Origin of the sequence: Streptomyces sp. BR1, assembly GCF_052373795.1 — a bacterium.
Lineage (GTDB): Bacteria > Actinomycetota > Actinomycetes > Streptomycetales > Streptomycetaceae > Streptomyces.
Window position 1 is genome coordinate 1,974,684 of sequence record NZ_CM126252.1, and the last position, 25,827, is coordinate 2,000,510.

The 25,827-nt window shown below is 71.3% G+C and carries 19 protein-coding genes; 5 read left to right on the top strand and 14 right to left on the bottom strand.

The genetic code is table 11. The features are described 5' to 3' along the window. The first annotated feature begins 90 nt into the window (after nt 1-90). The gene (locus tag ACT1U9_RS08190) at nt 91-957 is read left to right on the top strand and encodes an alpha/beta fold hydrolase (RefSeq protein ID WP_444537691.1); all 867 of its coding nucleotides are present in this window, start codon (nt 91-93) and stop codon (nt 955-957) included. Between the two features lie 81 nt (nt 958-1,038). Here the strand turns inward: ACT1U9_RS08190 and pruA are convergent, their stop codons facing one another. Further along, nucleotides 1,039-2,670 (bottom strand): L-glutamate gamma-semialdehyde dehydrogenase, encoded by a 1,632-nt coding sequence (gene pruA / locus ACT1U9_RS08195; RefSeq protein WP_444537692.1) that lies wholly within the window; start codon nt 2,668-2,670, stop codon nt 1,039-1,041. 31 nt (nt 2,671-2,701) lie between these two features. Continuing rightward, complete coding sequence (locus ACT1U9_RS08200) at nt 2,702-3,628, bottom strand: proline dehydrogenase family protein (protein WP_188275605.1); 927 nt, start codon at nt 3,626-3,628, stop codon at nt 2,702-2,704. A 184-nt stretch (nt 3,629-3,812) separates the two neighbouring features. Here ACT1U9_RS08200 and ACT1U9_RS08205 point away from each other — a divergent pair, with 184 nt between their 5' ends. Beyond that, entirely contained in the window at nt 3,813-4,988 is a 1,176-nt protein-coding gene (locus ACT1U9_RS08205) for a PucR family transcriptional regulator (protein ID WP_444539041.1), read from the top strand. A gap of 22 nt (nt 4,989-5,010) precedes the next feature. On the opposite strand, the gene ACT1U9_RS08210 is transcribed toward ACT1U9_RS08205, so the two are convergent. From ACT1U9_RS08210 to ACT1U9_RS08240, 7 genes are all read right to left on the bottom strand, one after another. After that, entirely contained in the window at nt 5,011-5,613 is a 603-nt protein-coding gene (locus ACT1U9_RS08210) for a TetR/AcrR family transcriptional regulator (RefSeq protein ID WP_444537693.1), read from the bottom strand. 77 nt (nt 5,614-5,690) lie between these two features. Continuing rightward, nucleotides 5,691-7,280, bottom strand: a complete 1,590-nt coding sequence (serA, locus tag ACT1U9_RS08215) for a phosphoglycerate dehydrogenase (RefSeq protein WP_444537694.1) — start codon at nt 7,278-7,280, stop codon at nt 5,691-5,693. A 393-nt stretch (nt 7,281-7,673) separates the two neighbouring features. Beyond that, nucleotides 7,674-8,675 carry a ketol-acid reductoisomerase gene (ilvC, locus tag ACT1U9_RS08220; RefSeq protein ID WP_444537695.1) on the bottom strand — a complete coding sequence of 334 codons (1,002 nt, stop codon included), beginning with the start codon at nt 8,673-8,675 and terminating at the stop codon, nt 7,674-7,676. 101 nt (nt 8,676-8,776) lie between these two features. Continuing rightward, the gene (gene ilvN / locus ACT1U9_RS08225) at nt 8,777-9,304 is read right to left on the bottom strand and encodes an acetolactate synthase small subunit (RefSeq protein ID WP_067164603.1); all 528 of its coding nucleotides are present in this window, start codon (nt 9,302-9,304) and stop codon (nt 8,777-8,779) included. 21 nt (nt 9,305-9,325) lie between these two features. Then, nucleotides 9,326-11,209, bottom strand: coding sequence for an acetolactate synthase large subunit (locus tag ACT1U9_RS08230; RefSeq protein WP_444537696.1), 1,884 nt, complete (start codon nt 11,207-11,209; stop codon nt 9,326-9,328). A 228-nt stretch (nt 11,210-11,437) separates the two neighbouring features. Further along, nucleotides 11,438-14,296 carry a putative bifunctional diguanylate cyclase/phosphodiesterase gene (locus tag ACT1U9_RS08235; RefSeq protein ID WP_444537697.1) on the bottom strand — a complete coding sequence of 953 codons (2,859 nt, stop codon included), beginning with the start codon at nt 14,294-14,296 and terminating at the stop codon, nt 11,438-11,440. Between the two features lie 491 nt (nt 14,297-14,787). Continuing rightward, on the bottom strand, nt 14,788-15,726 hold the full coding sequence (locus ACT1U9_RS08240) for a 2-hydroxyacid dehydrogenase (protein WP_444537698.1): 939 nt from the start codon (nt 15,724-15,726) through the stop codon (nt 14,788-14,790). A gap of 73 nt (nt 15,727-15,799) precedes the next feature. Here ACT1U9_RS08240 and ACT1U9_RS08245 point away from each other — a divergent pair, with 73 nt between their 5' ends. Together ACT1U9_RS08245 and ACT1U9_RS08250 are read left to right on the top strand one after the other, a co-directional pair. Further along, nucleotides 15,800-16,798 carry an aldo/keto reductase gene (locus ACT1U9_RS08245; RefSeq protein ID WP_444537699.1) on the top strand — a complete coding sequence of 333 codons (999 nt, stop codon included), beginning with the start codon at nt 15,800-15,802 and terminating at the stop codon, nt 16,796-16,798. A 65-nt stretch (nt 16,799-16,863) separates the two neighbouring features. Then, nucleotides 16,864-18,009 (top strand): PQQ-dependent sugar dehydrogenase, encoded by a 1,146-nt coding sequence (locus ACT1U9_RS08250; protein WP_444537700.1) that lies wholly within the window; start codon nt 16,864-16,866, stop codon nt 18,007-18,009. 24 nt (nt 18,010-18,033) lie between these two features. Here the strand turns inward: ACT1U9_RS08250 and ACT1U9_RS08255 are convergent, their stop codons facing one another. Beyond that, the gene (locus ACT1U9_RS08255; RefSeq protein WP_444537701.1) at nt 18,034-21,135 is read right to left on the bottom strand and encodes a helix-turn-helix transcriptional regulator; all 3,102 of its coding nucleotides are present in this window, start codon (nt 21,133-21,135) and stop codon (nt 18,034-18,036) included. A 9-nt stretch (nt 21,136-21,144) separates the two neighbouring features. Continuing rightward, the gene (locus ACT1U9_RS08260; RefSeq protein ID WP_444537702.1) at nt 21,145-21,318 is read right to left on the bottom strand and encodes a hypothetical protein; all 174 of its coding nucleotides are present in this window, start codon (nt 21,316-21,318) and stop codon (nt 21,145-21,147) included. Nucleotides 21,319-21,593: 275 nt separating this feature from the next. Between ACT1U9_RS08260 and ACT1U9_RS08265 the strand changes: the two genes are divergently transcribed. Next, the gene (locus ACT1U9_RS08265; RefSeq protein ID WP_444537703.1) at nt 21,594-22,292 is read left to right on the top strand and encodes an SIMPL domain-containing protein; all 699 of its coding nucleotides are present in this window, start codon (nt 21,594-21,596) and stop codon (nt 22,290-22,292) included. A 3-nt stretch (nt 22,293-22,295) separates the two neighbouring features. Here ACT1U9_RS08265 and ACT1U9_RS08270 read toward each other — a convergent pair whose 3' ends face one another. The 3 genes from ACT1U9_RS08270 to ACT1U9_RS08280 form a co-directional block, all read right to left on the bottom strand. Then, nucleotides 22,296-22,817, bottom strand: coding sequence for a hypothetical protein (locus tag ACT1U9_RS08270; protein WP_444537704.1), 522 nt, complete (start codon nt 22,815-22,817; stop codon nt 22,296-22,298). A 145-nt stretch (nt 22,818-22,962) separates the two neighbouring features. Next, the gene (locus tag ACT1U9_RS08275) at nt 22,963-23,514 is read right to left on the bottom strand and encodes a GNAT family N-acetyltransferase (RefSeq protein ID WP_444537705.1); all 552 of its coding nucleotides are present in this window, start codon (nt 23,512-23,514) and stop codon (nt 22,963-22,965) included. A gap of 33 nt (nt 23,515-23,547) precedes the next feature. After that, nucleotides 23,548-25,770 (bottom strand): MMPL family transporter, encoded by a 2,223-nt coding sequence (locus ACT1U9_RS08280; protein WP_444537706.1) that lies wholly within the window; start codon nt 25,768-25,770, stop codon nt 23,548-23,550. Between the last annotated feature and the right edge of the window lie 57 nt (nt 25,771-25,827).

Here is a 25,827-nt window from a genome sequence, read left to right on the forward strand (position 1 = left end):
CCCCTTAAGAAGCATTGACAGGTTAGAGGTGGGCGCGGTTTGCTGTACGCGCACCACAGCAACCAGTCATAGCGTCATGAGGGGTTAGAGATGGACGCAGGGCAGATCCACTACCGGAGCGTGGCCGCCGGCGGTCAGGAGATCTTCTACCGGGAGGCCGGTGCGCCCGACGCCCCCGCGATCCTGCTGCTGCACGGCTTCCCCACCAGTTCGCACATGTTCCGGGATCTGATCCCCCTGCTGGCCGACCGCTACCGCGTCATCGCCCCCGACCATCTGGGGTTCGGCTACTCCTCGGCCCCGTCGGCCAAGGAGTTCGCCTACACCTTCGCCAACCTGGCCGATCTGACCGACCAGTTCACGGAGCTGGTCGGGCTCGGCCGGTACGCGCTGTACATCCAGGACTACGGCGCCCCCATCGGGCTGCGGCTCGCGCTCAAGCACCCCGAGCGCGTCACCGCGATCGTCACGCAGAACGGCAACGCCTACACCGAGGGCCTGGGCGAGGCCTGGGCCGCGCCGCTCGCGCTGATCGCGGAGCGCACCCCGGAGACCGAGGCGCCGGTGCGCGAGATCCGCTCGCTGGACGGGATCAAGTGGCAGTATCTGCACGGGCTTCCGGACCCGTCGCTGGTCAGCCCGGACGCGTACCACTACGACGCCGCCCTCATGGCCCGCGAAGGACAGGCCGAGATCCAGCTCGACCTGATCGCCGACTACGGGTCCAACTTCGAGCTCTACCCGGCGTTCCAGGAGTACTTCCGCACCTCCCAGGTCCCGGTCCTCGCCGTCTGGGGCGCGCACGACGAGATCTTCGTCCCGGCCGGGGCCCTCTCCTTCCAGTGCGACCTGCCGGAGGCGGAGGTCCACCTCCTGCCCACCGGCCACTTCGCCCTGGAGACCCACGCCCGCCAGATCGGCGCCCTCATCGGCGACTTCCTGGCCCGGAAAATCTGACAACAGGCACGTAAATGGAAACCGCCCCCGTCCTCGGTTGGGGGACCAAGGACGGGGGCGGGGTTCAGAAGTGACTATGCGTCAGCCCATGTGCGGGTACGTGTAGTCGGTCGGAGGCACCAGGGTCTCCTTGATGGCGCGGGTCAGCGTCCAGCGCATCAGGTTCTGCGGCGCGCCCGCCTTGTCGTTGGTGCCGGACGCGCGGCCGCCGCCGAAGGGCTGCTGGCCGACGACGGCGCCGGTCGACTTGTCGTTGATGTAGAAGTTGCCCGCGGCGTAGCGGAGCTTGTCCATCGTGTACGCGGCCGCCGCGCGGTCGCCCGAGATGACCGAGCCGGTGAGCGCGTAGTCCGAGACCGACTCCATCTGGGTCAGCATCTCGTCGTACTTCGCGTCGTCGTAGACGTGGATCGCCAGGATCGGGCCGAAGTACTCGGTCGTGAAGACCTCGTTGGCCGGGTCCGAGCACTCGATGACGGTCGGGCGGACGAAGTAGCCGACCGAGTCGTCGTAGGTGCCGCCCGCGACGATCGTGCAGGAGGCGTCGGCCTTCGCACGGTCGATGGCCGCCTTGTTCTTGGCGAACGAGCGCTCGTCGATGACCGCGCCGATGAAGTTCGACAGGTCGGTGACGTCACCCATGGTGATGCCGTCGACCTCGGCCGCGAACTCCTCCTTGAAGCCGTCGTTCCAGATCGAGGCCGGGACGTACGCACGCGACGACGCCGAGCACTTCTGGCCCTGGAACTCGAAGGAGCCACGGGTCAGCGCGGTCTTCAGGACGGCGCGGTCGGCGCTGGGGTGCGCGACCACGAAGTCCTTGCCGCCGGTCTCGCCGACCAGGCGCGGGTAGGCGCGGTACTTCTCGATGTTGGTGCCGACCGTCTTCCACAGGTGCTGGAAGGTCTTGGTCGAACCCGTGAAGTGGATGCCCGCGAGGTCGCGGTGGTTCAGCGCGACCTCGGAGACCGCCAGGCCGTCACCGGTGACGAGGTTGATGACGCCCTTGGGCAGGCCCGCCTCCTCCAGGAGCTGCATCAGCAGCACGGCGGCGTGGGTCTGCGTCGGGGACGGCTTCCACACGACCACGTTGCCCATCAGGGCCGGGGCGGTCGGCAGGTTGCCCGCGATGGCCGTGAAGTTGAACGGCGTGATCGCGTAGACGAAACCTTCCAGCGGACGGTGGTCCATACGGTTCCACACGCCCGGGGAGTTCGCCGGGGGCTGCTCGGCGAGGATCTGCCGGGCGTAGTGGACGTTGAAGCGCCAGAAGTCGACGAGCTCGCACGGGGTGTCGATCTCGGCCTGCTGGGCGGTCTTCGACTGGCCGAGCATCGTGGAGGCGGCCAGCGTCTCGCGCCAGGGGCCGGCGAGCAGCTCGGCGGCGCGCAGGATGATCGCGGCGCGGTCGTCGAAGGCCATCGCGCGCCACGCCGGGGCGGCGGCGAGGGCGGCGTCGATCGCGTCCTGGGCGTCCTGGGTCGTCGCGTTGGCGTACGTACCGATGACGGCCTTGTGGTTGTGCGGCTGCACGACGTCGAAGCGCTCGCCGCCGCCCATCCGGCGCTCGCCGTTGATCGTCATCGGCAGCTCGATGGGGTTCTCGGCCAGCTCCTTGAGCTTGGCTTCGAGGCGCGCGCGCTCCGGGGAGCCGGGGGCGTAGCCGTGCACCGGCTCGTTGACGGGAGCGGGGACCTGGGTTACAGCGTCCATGAGTCTCTGAACTCCTTTATGAGGGGTGGGCTCAGCCCTTGGTGAGGATGGAGCGGGCGAAGAAGAGCAGGTTGGCGGGCTTCTCCGCGAGGCGGCGCATGAAGTAGCCGTACCAGTCGGTGCCGTACGCCGTGTAGACGCGCATCCGGTGGCCCTCGGCCGCGAGCCGGACGTGCTCGTCGCTGCGGATGCCGTACAGCATCTGGAACTCGTACTCGTCCAGTTTGCGCCCGGCGCGCCGCGCGAGCTCCTGGGTGATGGCTATCAGGCGCGGGTCGTGCGACCCGATCATCGGGTAGCCCTCGCCCTCCATCAGGATCTTCAGGATGCGGACGTACGCCTTGTCGATCTCGGCCTTGTCCTGGTACGCGACGGAGGCGGGCTCCTTGTAGGCGCCCTTCACGATCCGGACCCGGCTGCCGGCGGCCGACAGACGGCGCGCGTCGTCCTCGGTGCGGAAGAGGTACGCCTGGATGACGCAGCCGGTCTGCGGGAAGTCCTTGCGGAGCTCCTCGTGGATGGCGAACATCGAGTCGAGGGTGGTGTGGTCCTCGGCGTCCAGGGTGACCGTGGTGCCGATCTCGGCGGCGGCCTCGACGACCGGGCGGACGTTGGCGAGGGCGAGCTCGTGGCCGCCTTCCAGCGCCTGGCCGAACATCGACAGCTTCACGGACATCTCGGCGCGGGCGCCCAGGTCCAGGTCCTTGAGGCGGCCGATGAGCTCCAGGTAGGCGTCCCGGGCGGCGTGCGACTGCTCGACCGTGGTGATGTCCTCGCCCACCACGTCCAGGGTGACCTCCAGGCCCTTGCCGGCGGCGTCCTTGACGATCGGCACGACCTGGTCGACCGTCTCACCGGCGATGAACCGGTCGACGACCTGCTTGGTGCCGGGGGCGGCCGAGATGAAACGGCGCATCTTGTCGCTGCGCGACGCGGCAAGGATCACGGGACCCAGCACGGGGCACCTCCATGGAAAGGGGTAGCAGGAGGCCGAAACCCGACGAATGGGGAACGGCACGGAGAACCACCGTGAAACCTAGGGACCGTTTCGATCCTCTGCCATCGACACCTGTCACGCATCCGTGCCCCGCATCTCAGACAGATGTCTGAAGGCAGCGCCGATGTGCGCGAGAATGTCTGACGTGAAGGGCGACTACCAGGACCTGGTCGATGAGATCTCGGCGCTGCTCGGCACCCCCGCGACCCTGGAGGACCGGGACTTCAAGCTGATCGCCTTCGGCGCGCACGACTCCGACGACGACTCGGCCATGGACCCCGTGCGCACCCGCTCGATCCTCACCCGTCGCTCCACCCCGGCGGTCCGCGCCTGGTTCGAGGGGTTCGGCATCACCCGGGCCACCGGCCCGGTGCGCATCCACGCCGCCCCCGAGGCGGGCGTGTTCCGCGACCGCGTCTGTCTGCCGGTGCGCCATCGGGGCATCGTGCTCGGTTACGTATGGCTGCTCGACGCCGACCCGGGCCCGGCCGAGGACCGGCTCGCGGCCGCGATGGAGGTGGCGTCCCGGATCGGCGGCCTGCTCGCGGACGAGGCCCAGGCGGGCGCCGACCTCTCCCGGGAGTTCCGGGCGGTCCTGACGGCGGGCCGGGGCTGGCAGCGCGACATGGCGATGGCGGCCCTGCGCGCGGCGCTCGGCCCGGACGCGGACGGCCTGCACGCGGTGGTCTGCACCACCCCGTGGCCGGGCGAGGCCCCGTCGGTGCGGTCGGTGGCGGGCACGGCGGCGCTGTGCGTGGTGCCGTGGGGGGCGTACGGGGATGCCCCTTCGGACGAGGACGCGGGTGACGCCGTACCGCAGGCGCTGGCCGCGCTCGTGCGGCTGCGGTCCGCCGACGCGCTCGCGCCCGCCCTGACCGCGGCCGAGCGGCTGCGCGCCTCGGCGGAGCCGGGCGCGGCCGCCGGGATCGCCGTCCCCCGCCGGGGACTCACCGAGCTCCCCGTCTCCTGGCACGAGGCGACCGCCGCGGCCCGCGCGGCCCGCGCCGAGGCACGGCTGGGGCCGGTGGCGCAGTGGAGCGGCATCGGCCCGTACCGGCTGCTGACCGCGCTCCCCGACACCGCGCCCCACGACGTGGCGGTCCGCGCCCTGCTCTCCCCCGCCCACACCGAACTGGCCCGCACCGCCGAGGTGTTCCTCGACTGCGCGGGCCAGGCGGGGCGTACGGCGGCGGCGCTCGGCATCCACCGCCAGACCCTCTACTACCGGCTCTCCCGGGTCGAGCAGCTCACCGGGCTCGACCTCGACGACGGGGAGGACCGGCTGCTGCTCCATATGGCGCTGAAGGCGTCACGCCTGTGAGGGCGTCACGACTGTGAGGGCGTCACGACTGTGAGGGCTGCTCCGCCTTGCGGGCGCCCTCGATCAGCAGGCGCATTCCTTCGGTCAGCTTCTCGGCGTCGGTGGCCGTGTCCGGGTCGAACGCCCACTGGATCATCAGGCCGTTGAGCAGCGCCTGGTAGAGCCCGCCGAGCGAGGAGACCACCGGGTCGTCCCGGTCGGGCTCGGCGCCGCCCTGGAACATCGGGATCAGCCCCGAGCGCCCTTCGATGGACGCCTTCGCCAGGTGCTCGCGCACCCCGGGCATCCGGTCGGCCTGGGTGACGACCTCCAGGCTGAGCAGCCAGATCGGGCGGGCGGTGTCCATCGTCGCGACGACGTTGGCCCACACCTCCTGGAACCGCTCAAGCGAGCCGGGGGCGCCGGTCGGCTCGACGCCGTGCCCGCCGTCGAAGTCCTCGCCGATCCTCTCGATCATCTCCACGTACGCCTGCGCGAGCAGGGCGTCCTTGGAGCCGTAGTGGTAGCCAATCGAGGCCAGGTTGGTCCCGGACTCCTTCACGATGTCGCGCGCGGTGGTGCGCACGAAACCCTTCTCCAGCAGGCAGCGCTTGGCGCCCTCTAGCAGATCTTCACGGTGTCCCATACGGGCAGCGTACTCGGCCCGTAGACGGATGTCTAAGACAAGCGTCTACGGGCCGAGCAGGGAACCCTCTTGGGCTGCTAGACCAGGTTCACCGAGCGGGCCGACGCCGCGCCGATCTCCTCGGCCAGTTCGGTGAGGACCGGCTGCGGGACCGTGTCGTCGACCGTGAGGACGGCCAGCGCCTCCCCGCCCTCCGACGCGCGGGCGACCTGCATACCCGCGATGTTCAGGCCCGCCTCGCCGAGGACGCGGCCGACCGTGCCGACGACGCCGGGGCGGTCCTCGTAGCGCAGCACGACCATGTGGTCGGCGAGCGCCAGGTCCACGTCGTACTCGCCGATGGCCACGATCTTCTGGAGGTGCTTGGGGCCGGCCAGGGTGCCGGAGACCGAGACCTCGCCGCCGTCCGAGAGCGTGCCGCGCACGGTGACCACATTGCGGTGGTCCGGGGACTCCGAGCTCGTGGTCAGCCGGACCTCCACGCCGCGCTCCTGCGCGAACAGCGGGGCGTTGACGTACGAGACCGTCTCGTCCACCACGTCCTCGAACACGCCCTTGAGCGCGCTGAGTTCGAGCACCTTGACGTCGTGCTGGGTGATCTCGCCGTACACCTCGACGTCGAGACGGACCGCGACCTCGCCCGCGAGCGCGGTGAAGATCCGGCCCAGGCGCTCGGCGAGCGGCAGGCCCGGCTTCACGTCCTCGGCGATGACGCCGCCCTGGACGTTCACCGCGTCCGGCACCAGCTCACCGGCGAGGGCGAGGCGTACGGACTTGGCGACCGCGATGCCCGCCTTCTCCTGGGCCTCGTCGGTGGAGGCGCCCAGGTGCGGGGTGCACACGACCTGGTCGAGCTCGAAGAGCGGGGAGTCCGTGCAGGGCTCCTTGGCGTACACGTCCAGGCCCGCGCCCGCGACGCGGCCCTCCTTCAGCGCCGAGAACAGCGCGGCCTCGTCGACGATCCCGCCGCGCGCCGCGTTCACGATCCGCACGTGCGGCTGCACCTTGTGCAGCGCCTCGTCGCCGATCAGGCCGAGCGTCTCGGGGGTCTTGGGCAGGTGCACGGTGATGAAGTCCGCGACCTCAAGGAGCTCGTCCAGGGTCAGCAGCTTCACGCCCATCTGCGCGGCCCGCGCGGGCTGTACGTAGGGGTCGTACGCCACGATCTTCATGCCGAAGGCCGACATGCGCTGCGCGACCAGGACGCCGATGCGGCCGAGGCCGACGACGCCGAGAGTCTTCTCGCTCAGCTCGACGCCGGTGTACTTGTTCCGCTTCCACTCGCCGTTCTTCAGCGCGGTGTTGGCCTGCGGGATGTTGCGCGCGGTGGCCACGAGCAGACCGCAGGCGAGCTCGGCGGCGGTGACGATGTTGGAGGTCGGCGCGTTCACGACCATCACGCCGGCCTTGGTGGCGGCGGAGACGTCCACGTTGTCGAGGCCCACGCCCGCGCGGGCGACGACCTTCAGCTTCTTCGCGGCGGCGATCGCCTCGGCGTCGACCTTGGTCGCCGAGCGGATCAGGATCGCGTCCACTTCGGCGATGGCGGGCAGCAGTTCGGCGCGGTCCGCGCCGTTGCAGTGCCGGATCTCGAAGTCCGGACCGAGGGCGTCGACGGTGGCGGGCGACAGCTCTTCAGCGATGAGTACGACAGGTTTCGAGCTCACGTGAGTCCTCACAAGTCCAATGCTGCGGACTGCCGTCCCGACGGCCGCAGGCGGTGGAGGTGGAGCGGCGCCGGGGAAGGGCGGGTGCGTTCCCGCGTCGTTCGGTGCGTGCTCTCGGTGTGCCGGGTGAAGGTCCTCGTAGCGGAGCTACTAGGGCCTTCGGCCGGTGCGGCGAGAGTGCGTGCCGGGCGGCGCGGGGACGTGCCTGCTCTTCTCCGGTGTCGCTAAGCCGCGTGGAAGACGCACGACGCTGTGGGCCTGACGCGTATGTGTTGAGCAGCAGTGTAGTGCGGCTCAAGGTGGGGATTTCCGCCGTGGCGGAAAACCACTCGTCCGGGGGTGGACGGGATGGACAAAGGGGCCGCGGCGCAGTGCCGCGGCCCCCGTGAAGGCTTACGCCTCCTCGTCGTTCACCCAGCTCATGAGCTTGCGCAGCTCCTTGCCGGTGGTCTCCAGGAGGTGGTTCTCGTCCTGGGTCTTGTACTCGTTGTACTTCTTCAGACCGCCGTGGTACTCGTCCATCCAGTTCTTGGCGAAGGTGCCGTCCTGGATCTCGGTGAGGACCTTCTTCATCTCGGCCTTGGTGTCGGCGGTGATGATGCGGGGGCCGGTGACGTAGTCGCCCCACTCGGCGGTCTCGGAGACCGACCAGCGCATCTTCTCCAGGCCGCCCTCGTACATGAGGTCCACGATGAGCTTCAGCTCGTGCAGGCACTCGAAGTACGCGATCTCCGGCTGGTAGCCCGCCTCGACCAGGGTCTCGAAGCCCGCCTTGACCAGCGCGGAGGTACCGCCGCAGAGCACGGCCTGCTCGCCGAACAGGTCGGTCTCGGTCTCCTCGGTGAAGGTCGTCTTGATGACGCCCGCCCGGGTGCCGCCGATGCCCTTGGCGTACGAGAGCGCGAGCGCGAAGCCGTTGCCGGTCGCGTCCTGCTCGACGGCCGCGATGCACGGGACGCCGCGGCCCTCCTCGTACTGACGGCGGACCAGGTGGCCCGGGCCCTTCGGGGCGACCATGCAGACGTCGACACCCTCGGGGGCCTTGATGAAGCCGAAGCGGATGTTGAGGCCGTGGCCGAAGAACAGCGCGTCGCCGGTCTTCAGGTTGTCCTTGATGGACTCCTCGTAGACCTGGGCCTGGATCGGGTCCGGGACCAGGATCATGATGACGTCGGCCTCGGCGGCGGCCTCGGCGGGCGTCACCACGCGCAGGCCCTGCTCCTCGGCCTTGGCCTTGGACTTGGAGCCCTCGTGCAGACCGACGCGGACGTCGACACCCGAGTCACGGAGCGACAGCGCGTGGGCGTGGCCCTGGCTGCCGTAACCGATCACCGCGACCTTGCGGCCCTGGATGATGGACAGGTCGGCGTCGTCGTCGTAGAACAGCTCGGCCACTGGAATATCTCCTTGGTGTGCTGGTGTTGCGTCCCACCGTACGGCGGGGATGCGTCGGGACGTTTCAAGTCTCGCGATGCGAACACCGCGAGGGGGCGGGATCAGGCCGTACGGTCCAGGGCCCGCAGGCTGCGGTCGGTGATCGAGCGCGAGCCGCGCCCTATGGCGATCGTGCCGGACTGGACGAGCTCCTTGATGCCGAACTGCTCCAGCATCTTGAGCATCGCCTCCAGCTTGTCCGCGCCGCCGGTGGCCTCGATGGTGACGGCCTCGGGCGAGACGTCGACGGTCTTGGCGCGGAACAGCTGGACGATCTCGACGATCTGGGAGCGCGTTTCGTTGTCGGCCCGCACCTTCACCAGAACGAGCTCGCGCTGGATCGCAGCGCTGGGCTCGAGTTCGACGATCTTCAGGACGTTGACCAGCTTGTTGAGCTGTTTTGTCACCTGCTCCAGGGGCAGGTCCTCGACATTGACCACAATGGTGATGCGGGAGATGTCGGGGTGTTCGGTGACACCGACCGCGAGCGAGTCGATGTTGAAGCCGCGGCGGGAGAAGAGCGCGGCGATCCGGGCGAGGATGCCGGGGGTGTTCTCCACGAGGACGGAGAGCGTGTGCTTGGTGGACATGGTGGCGGTCTTCCTGCTCTCTCAGTCTTCGTTGTCGCCGAAGTCGGGGCGGACGCCGCGCGCGGCCATGACCTCGTCGTTGGAGGTGCCGGCGGCCACCATCGGCCAGACCTGGGCGTCCTCGTGGACGATGAAGTCGATGACGACCGGGCGGTCGTTGATCGAGTTGGCCTCTTCGATGACCTTGTCCAGGTCCTCGGGGCGCTCGCAGCGGATCGCGTAGCAGCCCATCGCCTCCGACAGCTTCACGAAGTCGGGGACGCGGGTGCCCTTGCGGGGCGCGGTGGACGCGCCGACCTGGGAGCCGATGGTGTCGTGGCCCGTGTCGTCGGCGTGCAGGACCGTGCTGGAGTAGCGCTCGTTGTAGAAGAGGGTCTGCCACTGGCGGACCATCCCGAGGGCGCCGTTGTTGATGATGGCGACCTTGATCGGGATGTTGTTGAGCGCACAGGTGGTGAGCTCCTGGTTGGTCATCTGGAAGCAGCCGTCGCCGTCGATCGCCCAGACCGTGCGGTCCGGCATACCGGCCTTGGCGCCCATCGCGGCCGGGACCGCGTAGCCCATGGTTCCGGCGCCGCCGGAGTTCAGCCAGGTGGCCGGGAGCTCGTAGTTGACGAAGTGGGCCGCCCACATCTGGTGCTGGCCGACGCCGGCCGCGTAGATGGTGTCGGCCGGGGCGAGCTCGCCGATGCGCTGGATGACCTGCTGCGGCGAGAGGCTGCCGTCCTCGGGCTGGTCGTAGCCGAGCGGATAGGTCTCGCGCCACCGGTTCAGGTCGTTCCACCAGGCGGTGTAGTCGCCGGTGTGGCCCTCGGTGTGCTCGGCCTGCACCGCTTGGACCAGGTCGGCGATGACCTCGCGCGCGTCGCCCACGATCGGGACGTCGACCTCGCGGTTCTTGCCGATCTCGGCCGGGTCGATGTCCGCGTGGATGACCTTGGCGTACGGGGCGAAGCTGTCCAGCTTGCCGGTGACGCGGTCGTCGAAGCGGGTGCCGAGCGCGACCAGCAGGTCCGACTTCTGCAGCGCGGTGACGGCGGTGACCGCACCGTGCATGCCGGGCATTCCCACGTGCAGCGGGTGGCTGTCGGGGAAGGCGCCGAGCGCCATCAGGGTGGTGGTGACGGGCGCTCCGGTGAGCTCCGCGAGGACCTTCAGCTCGGCCGTGGCACCGGCCTTCAGGACGCCGCCGCCGACGTACAGGACCGGGCGCTTGGCCGCCACGATCAGCTTGGCGGCCTCGCGGATCTGCTTGGCGTGCGGCTTGGTGACCGGCCGGTAGCCCGGCAGGTCGGTGTGCGGCGGCCAGGAGAAGGTCGTACGCGCCTGGAGGGCGTCCTTGGCGATGTCGACCAGGACCGGACCCGGGCGGCCGGTGGAGGCGATGTGGAACGCCTCGGCGATGGTGCGCGGGATGTCCTCGGCCTTGGTGACCAGGAAGTTGTGCTTGGTGATGGGCATCGTGATACCGACGATGTCCGCCTCCTGGAAGGCGTCGGTGCCGATCGCCTTGGAGGAGACCTGGCCGGTGATCGCGACCAGCGGCACGGAGTCCATGTGCGCGTCGGCGATCGGCGTGACCAGGTTGGTGGCGCCCGGGCCGGAGGTCGCCATGCAGACGCCGACCTTGCCGGTGGCCTGCGCGTAGCCGGTGGCGGCGTGGCCCGCGCCCTGCTCGTGGCGGACCAGGACGTGGCGGACCCGGGTGGAGTCCATCATCGGGTCGTACGCCGGGAGGATCGCGCCGCCCGGAATGCCGAAGACGGTCTCGGCCCCGACTTCCTCAAGAGAACGGATGAGGGACTGCGCACCCGTGACGTGCTCGACGGGGGCTGCGTGGTGTCCACCGTTACGGGCCCGCGGCTGCGGATGGTGGGCCCCGGAGGCCTGCTCGGTCATCGGCATTCTCTTCTCGAAGCTGAGGGTTTTTGCGGGGGTTTGGTCGAGTTCGCTCTGCCGCCCCGGGGGCACCGGTGCAACAAAAAACCCCTCGTGCCGTGAGGCAAGCGAGGGGAGCGCGTCGGGAGTGGTCCGCTGGGCCCACGACGGGGCCCGGCTTCAGCCGACGCGCTTTCCAAGTACGAGAATTCGGGTGCGCATGGCATTGACCCTCCCCCCGGCGCCCTGGACGTGTCAAGTGGGTGGGACGGGTGTCTCACTATTTGAGTGATTGACCCGGACGGCGGGCACCTTCCGGCCGCTGAGCACGGGCAACGCTGCCCCGCCCGGCACCGGGAAAGTACCGCGCACCAGGGCCCGCCGCAGCCGGTACTCGTCCAGAGGGCCGGAAAACGCCATGCCCTGCCCATGCGTGCACCCCATGGCCCGCAGCGCGAGGACCTGCTCCGGCACGTCCACCCCGTCGGCCACGGACTGCATCCCCAGGTCGCAGGCGATCCGCAGCAGCCCGCTGGTGATCTTGTGCAGCCGGGCGGACTCGACCACGCCCTCGACCAGTCCCCTGTCCAGTTTCAGTACGTCGATGGGGAGCCGGCGCAGGGCGTTGATCGCCGCGTAGCCGCTGCCGAAGCCGTCCAGGGCGATCCGCACCCCGAGGCGGCGCAGGCTCACCAGGCGCCGCTCCAGGTCGTCGAAGGAGATCCTGGGGTCGCTGTCGGCCAGCTCGATGACGAGGGCGCCGGACGGCAGCCCGTGCCGGGTCAGCAGGGCCTCCACCGACCCCAGCGGCATCGACCTGTCGAGGAGCCGGCGGGCGGGCAGGCGCACCGCCACCGGGGCCTCGTGCCCGGCCCTGCACCGCTCGGCGGCCTGCTCCACGGCTTCTTCGAGCAGCCAGCGGCCCAGCTCGGCGGTGCGCTCGCTGTCGTCGGCGACCCGCAGGAACTCGGCCGGGGTGAACAGGATCCCCTGGGCCGATCTCCAGCGCGCCTGCGCGGCCACGGCGGCCACACGGCCGGTGGTGAGGTTGACCACCGGCTGGTGCAGCAGCGCGAACTCGCCGTCGTGCAGCGCGGTGCGCAGCCGGGCCGCGACCTCGGACTTGCGCACGACCTCGGCCTGCATCTGCGGCGCGTACATCTCGACCCGGTTCTTGCCGCCCGACTTGGCCCGGTACATCGCGAGGTCGGCGTTGCGCATCAGCTCGCGGGCGGTGATGTCGCGCTCGGCGAAGGCGACCCCGATGGAAGCCGCGACCCGCACCTCGTTGCCGTCGATCTGGTACGGCTGTGAGAGCGTGAGGCGGAGTCTGTCGGCGATCTCGTACACCTGGCGCTGGCGGGCCGCGCGGTCGCGGCCGCCGTCGCCGACGATCAGGGCGGCGAACTCGTCACCGCCCAGGCGGGCCGCGGTGTCCCCGGCTCTGACCGAGTCCTGGAGGCGGCGGGCCGCCTGGATCAGCAGCTCGTCGCCGGCCTGGTGGCCGATGGTGTCGTTGACCTGCTTGAAGCCGTCGAGGTCGATGAAGAGCACGGCCGTGCCGGGGTCACCGGCGCGCCGACCGGTCAGCGCCTGCCGGGTGCGCTCGGTGAACAGCGCGCGGTTGGGCAGGTCGGTGAGCGGGTCGTGCTCGGCGTTGTGCTGCAACTGGGCCTGCAGACGCACCCGTTCGGTGACGTCCCGGCTGTTGAGGATGAGGCCGCCCTGGTGCCGGTTGATGGTGGACTCGACGTTCAGCCACTCCCCCGTACCGGACTTGAAGCGGCACTCGATACGGCTGGTCGGCTCCTCCAGCGGCGGCGTGGCCAGAAAGCGCCGCACCTCGTGCACGACTCTGCCCAGGTCCTCCGGGTGGATGATCGAGGCCAGCTCCGAGCCGACCAGGTCCTCCGCGTCCCGTCCGTAGACGCCCGCGGCGGCGGGGCTCACGTAACGCAGTATTCCGGTGGGCGCGGCGATCATGATGACGTCGCTGGAGCCCTGCACCAGGGAGCGGAAGTGGTTCTCCTTCTGGGCCAGTTCATGGGTGAGCGCGATGTTGTCGACGAGCATGATGCCCTGGCGCACGACGAGCGCGAGCACCACCGTGCACCCGGTGAAGACCACCACCCGGTCGACCCGGCGGCCCTCGATGACGTTGTAGAGGATCCCCAGGGTGCAGACGGCCGCCGCGAGGTACGGCGTGAGCGCGCCCAGCGAGCCCGCGATGGGGCGGGTGGTGGCGGGCGCGCCCGGCCGGCGCGGCGGGGGCGGCACGACCCGGCCCCCCGAGGCGAGCCGACGGGCACCCCAGGGCGCGTACGCGAGCAGCAGCGACCCGGCGAACCAGCCCGCGTCCAGGAGCTGTCCGGAGCGGTAGGTGTCGCGCAGCAGCGGCGAGGTGAACAGCGCGTCGCACAGCACGGTCAGGGCCAGCGAGGCGATCGCGGTGTTGATCGCCGACCGGTTGGCCGACGAGCGCCGGAAGTGCAGCGCGAGCACCATGCTCACCAGCACGATGTCGAGCAGCGGATACGCGAGCGACAGCGCGGCCCCGGCGACGCTCTCGCCCTCGGTGCGCGCGGTGTGCTCCAGGGCCAGGCTCCAGGAGAGCGTGAGCAGCGAGCCGCCGATCAGCCAGGAGTCCAGCGCCAGGCACACCCACCCGGCCCGGGTGACCGGACGCTTGGCGAGCACCAGCAGGCCGACGATCGCGGGCGGCGCGAAGAGCAGGAAGAACAGATCGGCCAGGGAGGGCGAGGGCACGGTCGAGTAGTGGAGCACCACCTCGTACCACCCCCAGACTCCGTTGCCGCTCGCCGCCATGGCGGAGGAGAAGGAGAACAGCAGCCACGCCGGCCGAAAACGGCTCTCCCCTTCCCCGCCGCCTCCGCGTGCGTAGAGGAAGCAGGAGGCCGAGGCCATCAGCGCCGCAGCACTGAGGCCGAAGTCCCCCATGAACAGGGCGACTTCATGCGATCCCCAGCCGAGCGCCGCCCCGGTCGCGTACCCCGCGCAGACCACCGCGAGGACCAGCTGGGACACCAGACCCGATCCGCCGTCGGACATCTCGGGGACCGGCGGGCGGGCGAGCACCGCGCCCGGGGCGCTCACCGGGCCCCTCCGGACCCGCTCGCCGTACAGAGGCGGGCCGCTCCCGGGCCCGCGCCGCGGTCCGGTGGATGGGCCCGCGCGCCCCGGGGGCGGGCCGCCGGCGCCGGCGGGCGGGCGGTCCGGGCCGGGGGCCGGGTCCGCGCCGCCGTCCGGGTCCGCGCCCGGCATCGGAGCCGGGGCCGCGTATGAGCCCGGGGCAGTCCGGCACGCGCGCCTCGGGGTAGCCGTCGGCGGCTCCGCCGCGTCGGATCGTTGGTCCATTGGCCGTGCATCGCCCGTCGCCCCCCTCGCTGTGACATTGCTCCCCCGCGCCGTCAGTCGCGCGGCGCAGCCCCCGGTCGGGACGATACACCAGTCTCGTCACTCAGGGACATAGTCCCTCTACTCTCCGTGACCACCAAGGGAGTTGTGGATACGGATCGCACCCGGGCCGACGCGGAGAGTGGCCAATCCAAGGCGGGGCGGGCCCTGTCGGCCGTCGGGACGGCTTTTCAGGACGTCGTCAGGACCACGTTGTCGAGCGGCTCCCCGGCCGCGAACCGGGTGAGCTGACGGGCCACCAGACGCTTGGCGCGCGGCATGAACGCCGAGGTGGATCCGCCGACATGAGGGCTGATCAGCACATGCGGCGCATGCCACAGGGGGTGTCCGGCGGGCAGCGGTTCCGGGTCGGTGACATCGAGGGCGGCGCGCAGCCGCCCGCTCTCCAGCTCGGCCAGGAGCGCCTTGGTGTCCACGACCGGGCCGCGGGCCACGTTCACCAGCAGCGCCCCGTCCTTCATCCGGCTCAGGAATTCGGCTCCGGCCAGCCCTTTCGTCTGCGGCGTGAGCGGTGTGGACAGGATGACGACGTCGGCCTGCGGTAGCAGTTCCGGCAGTTCGGTGAGGGGATGCACGGGGCCGCGCGCGGTCGCGCGCCAGGAGCGCGCGACGCGCGCCACTCGCGCGCACTCAAAGGGTGCGAGCCGGTCCTCGATGGCCGCGCCGATCGATCCGTACCCCACGATGAGCACCGACTTGTCGGCGAGCGCCGGATAGAAGCCGGAGCGCCACTCCTCCTTGTCCTGACCGGCGACGAACGACGGGATGCCGCGCAGCGAGGCCAGGATCAGGGCGAGGGTGAGCTCGGCGGTGGACGCCTCGTGCACCCCGCGCGCGTTGCAGAGGAGCACCCCCGGGGCCAGTGCGCCCAGACCCGGTTCCATCTGGTCGATCCCGGCCGACAGCGTCTGTACGACCCGCACCCCGGTCATCGCGGCGAGCGGGCGTACGGCGATGTCCACTCCCTTCATGTACGGGACGACGTAGTACGCGCAGTCGGCGGGGTCGGCCGGGTAGTCGGGGCCGCCGTCCCAGAACCGGTAGGCGAACGCGTCGGGCAGGCCCGGGATCTCCTCGGGCGGCAGGGGGAGCCACACGTCTGCAGTCATGGTCGGAGGCTATGTCAGGAGATGCGGTGGCCAGAGGTTACTTTGGGGTGCGGCTTGAGGAGGGTACGGGGAGTTGGAGCGCAGGACTATCGGTGCGGCGGCCCTGGAGGTGGGCGCGATCGGCCTCGGCTGTATGCCCATGAGCTGGGGTTACACCAGTTCGCAGCAGCACGGCGAGCGCTCGCTGCGCACCGTGCACGCCGCGCTCGACGCCGGGTCCACACTGCTCGACACGGCGGACATGTACGGGCCGTTCAAGAACGAGCTCCTGGTGGGCCGGGCCCTGAAGGAACGCCGGGCCGACGCCTTCGTCTCCACCAAGGTCGGGCTGCTCGTCGGCGGTGACGCGCATGTGGTGGCGAACGGCCGCCCCGGCTATGTGAAGCGCGCCTGCGACGCCTCGCTGCGGCGGCTGCGCACCGACGTCATCGACCTCTACCAGCTGCACCGCGCCGACCCCGAGGTGCCCGTCGAGGAGACCTGGGGCGCGATGGCCGAGCTGGTGACGGCGGGCAAGGTGCGGGCGCTCGGGGTGAGCGCGATGGGCGCGCGTGCCGCCCGCAGGTCCGGCACCCTGTACGAAGTGACGATCCGTCAACTGGAGCGGATGCAGCAGGTGTTCCCGGTCAGCGCCGTGCAGGCCGAGCTGTCGGTGTGGTCGCGGGAGGCGCTGGACGCGCTGCTGCCGTGGTGCGCCGCGCGCGGCGTCGGCTTCCTGGCCGCGATGCCGCTGGGCAACGGCTTCCTCACGGGCACGCTCACCCCGGGCCAGGGCTTCGAGCCGGACGACGTACGCGCCCGCCACCCCCGCTTCACCGCCGAGATGATGGCCGCCAACCAGCCCGTGGTGGCGGGCCTTCGCCGGGTCGCGGCGCGGCACGGGGACGAGGTGACCCCGGCGCAGGTCGCCCTCGCCTGGCTGCTGGGGCGGGGCCCGCACGTGGTGCCGGTGCCGGGGACCAAGCGCGAGGAGTGGGCCCGCGAGAACGCGGCGGCGGCCCGGCTCGCGCTGACCCCCCAGGACGAGGTGGAGATCGCCCGGCTCCCGGCGGCCCGGGGGTCGTGGGACTGAGGGGGGCGCGGTCGGCACCCGTACGGTAGAAGCCTGAAGCTCGTGCGCCCGAAAGGAAGCGAACCGTGCGACGTCCCGCTGTGAGAGCCCTGTTGGCCGCGACCGCGCTGGCGCTCGCGGCCGGGTGTACGTCCGGGACCTCGCCGCGCCTGCCGGGCGGCCCCACGACGGCCGCGTCCGGCTCCTCGGAACCGACGTCCACCGCTCAGCTCCCGCCCGAGAAGGGCTCGGTGAAGGTCGTACGGACACTCGCCGAGGGCCTGAAGTCCCCGTGGGGCGTGGCCCCCCTGCCCGACGGCGGCCTCCTGGTCGCCTCGCGCGACGACGGGACCGTCACGCGGATCGACGCGGCCGGGAAGAAGACGCTGCTCGGCACCGTCACCGGCGTCAAACCCGGCGGCGAGGGCGGCCTTCTCGGCCTCGCGCTCTCCCCCTCGTACGCCTCGGACCACCTCGTGTACGCGTACTTCACCACCGAGTCCGACAACCGCGTCGCCCGGATGCTCTACGACGACAAGCGCCCGGCGGGCCAGCAGCTCGGGGCGCCGGACACCGTGCTTCGGGGCATTCCCAAGGGCACCATCCACAACGGCGGCCGGATCGCGTTCGGGCCGGACAAGATGCTCTACGCCGGGACCGGCGAGACCGGTGAGCGCGGGCTCGCCCAGGACAAGAAGTCGCTGGGCGGCAAGATCCTGCGTATGACCCCGGACGGGCAGCCGGTGCACGGCAACCCCGAGGCGGACTCGGTGGTGTACTCCTACGGCCACCGCAATGTGCAGGGCCTGGCCTGGGACGACGCGGGACGGCTGTGGGCCTCGGAGTTCGGCCAGGACACCTGGGACGAGCTGAACCTGATCGGGCCGGGCGAGAACGACGGCTGGCCGCTGGTCGAGGGCAAGGGGAACAAGCCGGGGCTCGTGGACCCGGTGGAGCAGTGGCGCACGGCGGACGCCTCGCCGAGCGGGATCGCGTACGCGGCGGGCAGCATCTGGATGGCGGCGCTGCGCGGCGAGCGGCTGTGGCGCATCCCCCTCAACGGCGCCAAGCCGCTCGCGGAGCCGGAGGCGTTCCTGAAGTCGCAGTACGGCAGGCTGCGTACGGTGATCGCGACCGGGCCGCACACCCTGCTCCTGGTCACCAGCGAGACCGACGGCCGGGGCACCCCGCGCCCCGGCGACGACCGCATCCTCGAACTCGACGTGACGTAAAAGCCTGTCTGCGAACGGACCCGCTCAGGCCGCGCTCGGTGCGAACAGGTTGAGCCGGTGGGCCAGCGCGGCCGCCTCCCCCCGGCCCGAAACCCCCAGCTTGGCCAGGATGTTGGAGACGTGCACGCTGGCCGTCTTCGGCGAGATGTACAGCGCCTCGGCGATCTGCCGGTTGCTGTGCCCGGCGGCGACCAGGCGCAGTACATCCTGTTCGCGACTGGTCAGGCCGAGCGCCTCGGCCGGGTCGACGGGCTCGTCCGGCACCACGCTCTCCTCCTCGACCAGCGCCAACCGCGCCCGGCGGGCCAGCAGTTCCAGCTCCTCCACCAGCGGCCGGGCCCCGAGGCGCACGGCGACGGCGTACGACTGGCGCAGCAGGGTGCCCGCCGTCGCGCGGTCCTTGCCCTCGGCGAGCAGAGCTGCGGCCCAGCGATGGCAGACCTGCGCGAGTTCGTACGGGCGCTCCAGCGGCCGGAACGCGGTGGCCGCCGCCTCCCAGCGGGCCACGTCGTCCCGGCCCTCGGCGCGCGCGAGCTCCGCCTCGACGCACAGCGCGTACGCCTTGGCCAGCGCTCCGGGCGTGGTCATCTTCTTCGCCGAGTCCCGGATGAGGGCGAGGGACGCGGCCCGGCCCTCCTCGGCGGCGGGCAGCCCGCGCACATCGGCCTCCACGCAGGCGGCGGTCAGCAGCAGCGGCCAGCCGTAGCGCTGGGTGCCGGGCGGGAATCCGGCCTCGACGATACGGGCGAACCCGGCGCGGGCGTCCGCGAACCGGCCCTGTCCGGCCGCGAGTTCCAGCTCCAGGCGGGCCATCGGGATGGTGTGCTGGGGCATCGGGTCATGCGGCCCGAAGCAGCCGACTGCCTCGGCCAGACAGTGCGCGGCGAGGTCGAACTCACCTCGCAGTACGCCCAGTTCGGCACGGATCAGCGCGGCTAGCCCTCGGGGCTTGCCACTGGCGCCCGAGCGCTGGACGGGCTCGGCGCGGGCGGCGGCCGCATCCCAGTCGCCCAGACCCAGCAGCGCACAGGCCTCGTTCGCCGCGGCCCACGCCCCGCTGTCGAGCAGTCCGTACCGCCGGGCGACCCGCACCCCCTCGGCGGCGGCCTCCACGGCCTCCCGGTAACGGCCCATGGACTCCAGGCTGGAGGAGAGGTTCACATACCCGCGGCCCGCCTCGCCGAGGAGGCCGAGCCGCAGCGAGCGCTCGGCCACCTCGCGCATCATGGCGATGCCGTCCTCGGTGTCGCCGGCGTCGACCATCAGACCGCCGAGGGTGAGCCGGGCGTTGAGCTCGATCTCCTCGGCCTTGACCAACTGGGCGTATTCCACGGCCCGTTCGGCGGCGGCCAGGGACTCGGGGCCGGGCCGGTGCAGCATGCCCCAGCCGGCGGCGGTGGCCAGGACCGCCGCGTGCACGGCCGACGGCGGCAGGCCGCGCACCAGCTCCTGGGCGGTGGCGATCTCGTCCCAGCCGTCACCGCGGCCCAGGTTCTGCACCAGCTTGGACACCTCGGTCCAGAACCAGGCGGCCCGCAGCGGGTCGCACGACAGCTCGTCGCAGGGCGCGTTCTGGTTCTCCGCCTCGATCAGCCGCAGCGCACGCTTGGCGATCTTCAGGGCGCGCTCGCGCTCGCCGCACAGCCGGGCCGCGACGCTGGCCTCGGCGAGCAGGTCGAGATAGCGCAGGGGTGTGGTGTCGGAGTCGCAGCCGCACGCCGGGTAGGCGCCCGCGTAGTCCAACGGCCGCAGCCGCGCGCGGACTTCGGCCGGGACCGAGTCCCACAGCTCCATGCCGCGCTCAAGGAGGCTCAGCTGCTCCGCGTACGCGTGCCGCTTGCGGGCCTCGGCGGAGGCGGTCAGCACCATGGGGAGCGCCTTGGCGGCGTCGTGCGCGGAGTACCAGTAGCTGGCCAGGCGGGTGGCGCGCTCGTCGGCGCGGACCAGCGAGGCGTCGGCCTCCAGGGCCTCGGCGTACCGGCGGTTGAGGCGGGAGCGCTCGCCCGGCAGCAGATCGTCGCTGACGGCCTCGCGGACCAGCGAGTGGCGGAAGCGGTAGCCGTCGCCGTCCGGCGCGGGGAGCAGGATGTTGGCGCCGACGGCGGCCCGCAGCGCCTCGATGAGGTCGTCCTCGGCGAGCTTGCAGACGGCGACGAGCAATGGGTGTTCCACCGTGGAGCCGCCCTCGGCGAGGATGCGGACCACCAGCTGGGCGTTCTCGGACAGCGCCTCGACCCGTACGAGCAGCAGATCGCGCAGGGAGTCGCTCATCCCGCCGGTCGAACAGGCCGAATCGAGGCAGACGCTCAGCTCCTCCACGAAGAAGGCGTTGCCGTCGGAGCGCTCGAATATCTCGTCCACCAGCCACTGTTCGGGCTCGGCGGCGAGGATCCCGGTGAGCTGGCGGCGGACCTCGCCCCGGTTGAAGCGGTCGAGCTCGATACGGCGCACCGTGCGCAGCCGGTCGAGTTCGGCGAGGAGGGGGCGCAGCGGGTGGCGGCGGTGGATGTCGTCCGCGCGGTAGGTGGCGACGACGACGAGACGGCCGCGCCGCAGGGTGCGGAAGAGATAGGCGAGCAGATGCCGGGTCGAGGTGTCGGCCCAGTGCAGGTCCTCCAGGACGAGCACGACCGTACGCTCGGCGGCGAGCCGCTCCAGGAGCCGTACGGTGAGTTCGAAGAGGCGGGCGGTGCCGTCCTGGCCGCTCCCGCGGCTGGCCTCGCCGAGCTCGGGCAACAGCCGGGCGAGCTCTTCCTCCTGGCCCTCGGCGGCCGCGGCGAGTTCATCGGGCAGGCGGCGGCGCAGGGTGCGCAGGGCGGTGGAGAAGGGGGCGAACGGCAGTCCGTCGGCGCCGATCTCGACACAGCCGCCGACCGCGACGACGGCGCCCGCCGCACATGCGGCAGAGGTGAACTCCTCGACGAGCCGGGTCTTGCCCACCCCGGCCTCACCGCCCACGAGCAACGCCTGCGGCTCGCCCGCGTGGGCGCGGGCGAGCGCTTCGTTCAAGGCGGTCAGTTCACCGGCGCGGCCGACGAACACGGGGCTGAAAGACCTGGTCTCCACGCCGGTGAGCATCGCACAGCAGTCCGGCCCGGCGGCACCCCTGATCGGGATCACGGTCATCTCGGGTGCTCACGCGGCGTGGGCGAAGAGGTGGCGCAGGTCCCGCAGCTGAGTCACCCGCCCCTCCGCTACGTGGCCCGCGGTGCGGCGGCGGGCCCGGCGGGCCTCGCCGACCAGTCGCTGGGCGGCGGCCTCGCGGAGCAGCTCGGCCTGGTTCACCTGGTGCAGTTCGTACGCGAACATTTCGTGCTCCCTGGTGCCCCGTCGTTCCGGGGCTTCGTTTTTGTCTCCATCGCTCTCTGCGATGTCTCAACTTTCGCTTCCCAGGGGGTGTCGCCACATCGGGAGAGTGCCGCATCTGTGGGGCGGCGGGGCCTTAGAAGGAGGGGGTGCCGGGGAGGGCATGCCCTAGGCAGGGGGCGGATGCCTTAGACGACACCTGGGCCAGGGCTGCTTACGGTCGTCGCGGACGGCCCGCGATGGAAGAGTGGCCGCAACCACCCACTCAGGGAGCCGATATGACCCATCCGTCCCCGCACCTTCCCTACGGCACCCCCGAGGCCCCGCGCATCGCGGTCCGGGGCGAGGCCGTCCTCGACGTGGACCCGGAGATCGCCCGGCTCGGCGTGACGGTGATCGCACGCGGCACCGACCGCCGCAGCGCCCTGGAGGACCTCACCCGCCGCAACGCGGCCGTCCTCGACCTGGTGAAGTCGTACGGGGACGCGGTGGAGCAGTTGGAGACCGGCTCGTTCTCGGTCAGCCCGGAGCTGGGCAAGCACGGCCGGGGCGAGCGGGTCCGCGCGTACCAGGGGCAGGTGCGGCTGACCGCCGAGCTCGGCGACTTCACCGCGCTCGGCGAACTCGCCTCGCGCCTGGCCACCTTGGAGCTGACCCGCGTCGACGGCCCGTGGTGGGGCCTGCGCCCCACCTCCCCCGCGTACGCGAAGGCGCGCCGCCGGGCCGTCGAGCAGGCCGTGGAACGCGCCCGCGAGTACGCGGCGGCGCTCGGCAGCGACCTGGTGGCCCTGCTCGAACTCGCCGACGAGGGCGCCGAGGACGCGCGGCCCTATCCGGCGCCCGCGCCGGGGATGATGCGGTCGGCGTACGGGGCCGGCGCGCCGGAGGGCATCCCGCCGCTCGACCTGGAGCCGCAGCGCCAGACCGTACGCGCCGCCGTACTCGCCCGCTTCACGATGGCGCCACCGGCGCTCTGAGAACTAACCCTTGGTGGAGGGGGCGGAAGGCAGCGCGGCGAACAGGTCGAAGTACATCCCGACGGAGATCAGCAGCCCGACCGCGCCGAGCACGAGCCCGCCGAGCGCGACCGCCCGCACCCACACGGGCTGCGGGCGGGCGTCGGGGGTGCCGAACGCCGGGCGGACCAGCACGAACGCGCCGACCAGCAGGGCGAGCAGCGCGAAGCCGCCGTTCACGGCGGCGGTGGTGTGCCAGGAGTCACCGTAGATCTCCTGGATCTGCGACGCCGCCGAGCCGCCCTGGGCGGTCTTGATCTGCCCGACCAGGGTCTCCCGCTCGGACAGCACCTTGCCCATCCAGGTCCCGCTGAGCGCGACGATCCCGAGGGCGGCGGACACGACGGCGGCGGCACCGGCGCCGATGCGGGCGGGTTCGGCGTCGGTGGGCGGCAGGTCGTCGTGCTCTTCGATTTCCTCGACGTCTACGTCTACATCGACGTCGGCTTCGTTGTCGGTCTTGGTGTCGGAGGGGGTGGCATTCATGCGCCCGACGCTAGGTGCCGTTTCTGAGAGTCGCCTTAACGGGCAGACGGGGGCGTTCCCGGGCAACCCCTACCCCCTAGGGGCGCGGGGCTGTGACATTTGCGGCTCCGCCGCGTGGGCGCGACAAGCCCCCACCGGCCCGCAGCTACCGCGCAGCGTGCCACTCAGGGGCCAGCACGGACCACACCTCCGTGTCCTGCCGCTCACCCCGGTACGGATGGTTGTCCCGAAGCACCCCATCCCGCACCATCCCCAGCCGCTTCGCCACATTGATGCTGGGAATGTTGCCGGAAGCAACACGCCACTCCACGCGATGGATCCCGCGCTGATCCACGGCCCAGTCGATGAGCACTCGAACAGCCCGGGTCACAAGCCCACGCCCCGCCCCCGCAGGCTCCAGCCAGCACCCCGCCTCGGCCACACCGAGCTTCGCGTCGAAGGTACGGAACAGCACGCCGCCGACCAGCGTTCCGTCGAGCCAGATCCCGTACAGCCGCCCCTCGTCCGCCGCGGTCTTCTCCGCGTACGCCTGGAGGAAGGCGCGCGAGGAGTCGAGGTCGTTGCACACCTCGGCCAGCGTGATGAACTGCCCGATGAACTCGCGCCCCCGGTCCATATGGGCCAGGAACTCCTCGGTGTGGTGCGGCTCCAGCGGCCGCAGCTCGGCACCGTCGTCACCCAGCGATATCGCGAACATCCCGTCCCTCACGTTCCAGAAAACCCAACCGGTCTACGAGCCCACGAGCTCGTCCACCGGGTCGTCCACCGGCTCGCTCGTGCGCTGCACGGAGATCGTCGCACGGCGGCACTCGGGCGGTTCGATGCTGATCCGGGGCAGCCGCCGGTCCAGCCAGGCGGGCAGCCACCAGTTGGCGCCGCCGAGCATGTGCATGAGGGCCGGTACGAGCAGGGTGCGCAGGACGAACGCGTCGAGGGCGACGGCCGCCGCGAGCGCTATGCCGAACATCGCGATCACCCGTTCCCCGCTGAGCACGAACGCGAGGAAGACCGAAATCATGATCACGGCAGCGGAGTTGATCACGCGGCTGGTCTCGGCGAGGCCGACCCGTACCGCCCGCCGGTTGTCGCCGGTCTCCAGCCACTCCTCGTACATCCGGCTGACCAGGAACACCTGGTAGTCCATGGAGAGCCCGAAGAGCACCGAGACCATGATCACGGGCAGGAACGGTTCGATCGGACCGGAGCGGCCGAGGCCCAGCAGCTCGCTCCCCCAGCCCCACTGGAAGATCGCGACGACGATGCCGAACGCGGACGCCACCGCCGCCACGTTCATCGCGGCGGCCTTCAGCGGGATGCCGATCGAGCGGAAGGCGAGGAGCAGCAGGACGCAGCCGAGGGTGATCACCACGCCGATGAAGAGCGGCAGTTTGCCGATGATCACGCCTGCGAAGTCGTCGTAGCTCGCGGTGACACCGCCGACGTACACGTCGAGCGAGGTGCCCTTCTCGGCCTTCGGCAGCACTTCGTGGCGCAGCCGGTCGACGAGCGCGCTGGTCTGCTGGGACTGCGGCGCCGAGTCCGGTACGACGGTGAGGACGGCGGCCTCGCCGCTGGCGTTGTACGTCACCGGCCCGACCGAGGCGACGCCGGAGGTGTGGCGCAGCAGTTGCGGCAGCTGTTCCATCGCGATGCGGTCGTCGGCGCCGTCGAGCTTCGCGGCCAGCGTCAGCGGCCCGTTGACGCCGGGCCCGAAGCCGTCGGCGAGCAGGTCGTAGGCGACGCGGGTGGTCGACTTGGCGGGGTTGTTGCCCTGGTCGGAGGTGCCGAGGTGGAGCGACAGGGTGGGCAGCGCGAGAGCCAGCATCACCACTGCGGCGAGGCCGCCGAGGAGTTTGGGGTGCCGCTCGACGAACGCCGACCAGCGCGCCGCGAACCCGGTGGGCAGCTCCGGCTCGGGCCCGTGCTCGCTCAGCCTGCGCCGCTCGCGGCGGCTGAGCGCGCGCGTCCCGATGAGCGAGAGCAGCGCGGGGAGCAGGGTGACGGACGCGGCGACGGTGAGGACTACGGTCAGCGAGGCCGCGATGGCGACACCGTTGAGGAAGCCGAGCCGCAGGATGAGCATCCCGAGCAGCGCGATGCAGACCGTCGCACCAGCGAACACCACGGCCCGCCCGGTCGTCGCCACGGCCCGCGTCGCGGCCTCGTCGACGGTGAGGCCCTGGCGCAGTCCGCGCCGGTGCCGGGTGACGATGAACAGCGCGTAGTCGATGCCGACGCCGAGCCCGATCAGCAGGCCGAGCATGGGCGCGAAGTCGGCGACGGCCATGGCGTGGCCGAGCAGCCCTATGCCCGCGTACGCGGTGCCCACCGAGATCACGGCGGTGACGATCGGCAGCGTGCTGGCGGCGAGCGAACCGAAGGCGAGGAAGAGGACGACGGCCGCGACGACCACACCGACGATCTCGCTGAGGTGCGCGGAGGTGGTCTCGGTGAGGGCCGCCGCGCTGCCGCCGACGGCGACCTGGAGGCCGGGCGCGGAGGCGGCCCGCGCGGTGTCGACGAAGGCCTGGGCCTGTGCCTTGGGGAGGCCTTCGGCGGTCCGGTCGAAGGTGACGGAGGCGTACGCGGTGTGCCCGTCCCGACTGATCTGCGCCGCGCCGTCCCGTCCGTACGGGCCGCTCACCTGGGCCACGCCGGGCAGCTTGGCCACCTTGTCGAGCGCCTTGGCCATGCGCTGTTCGATGTCGGGGGCGCGCACGGTGCCGTGGTCGGTGTGCCAGACGACGGTGTCGGTGTCGCCGCCCCGGCCGCCGTGGAATCCGGCGTCGAGCAGGGCGGTGGCGCGGCCGGACTCGGTCCCGGGGACTTCGTAGTCGTTGGAGTACGCGGAGCCCGCTGCGGCGGAGGCGGCCGTGGCGCCGCCGAACGCGAGGAGCCAGAGCAGGACGGCGACGAGGCGGTGCCTGATGCACCACCGTGCGATGGCTGCCAACGAATGTGCTCCCTGGATGGTTCGTGGATCTTTGCCCGGGAACAGCCGGTACGGGAG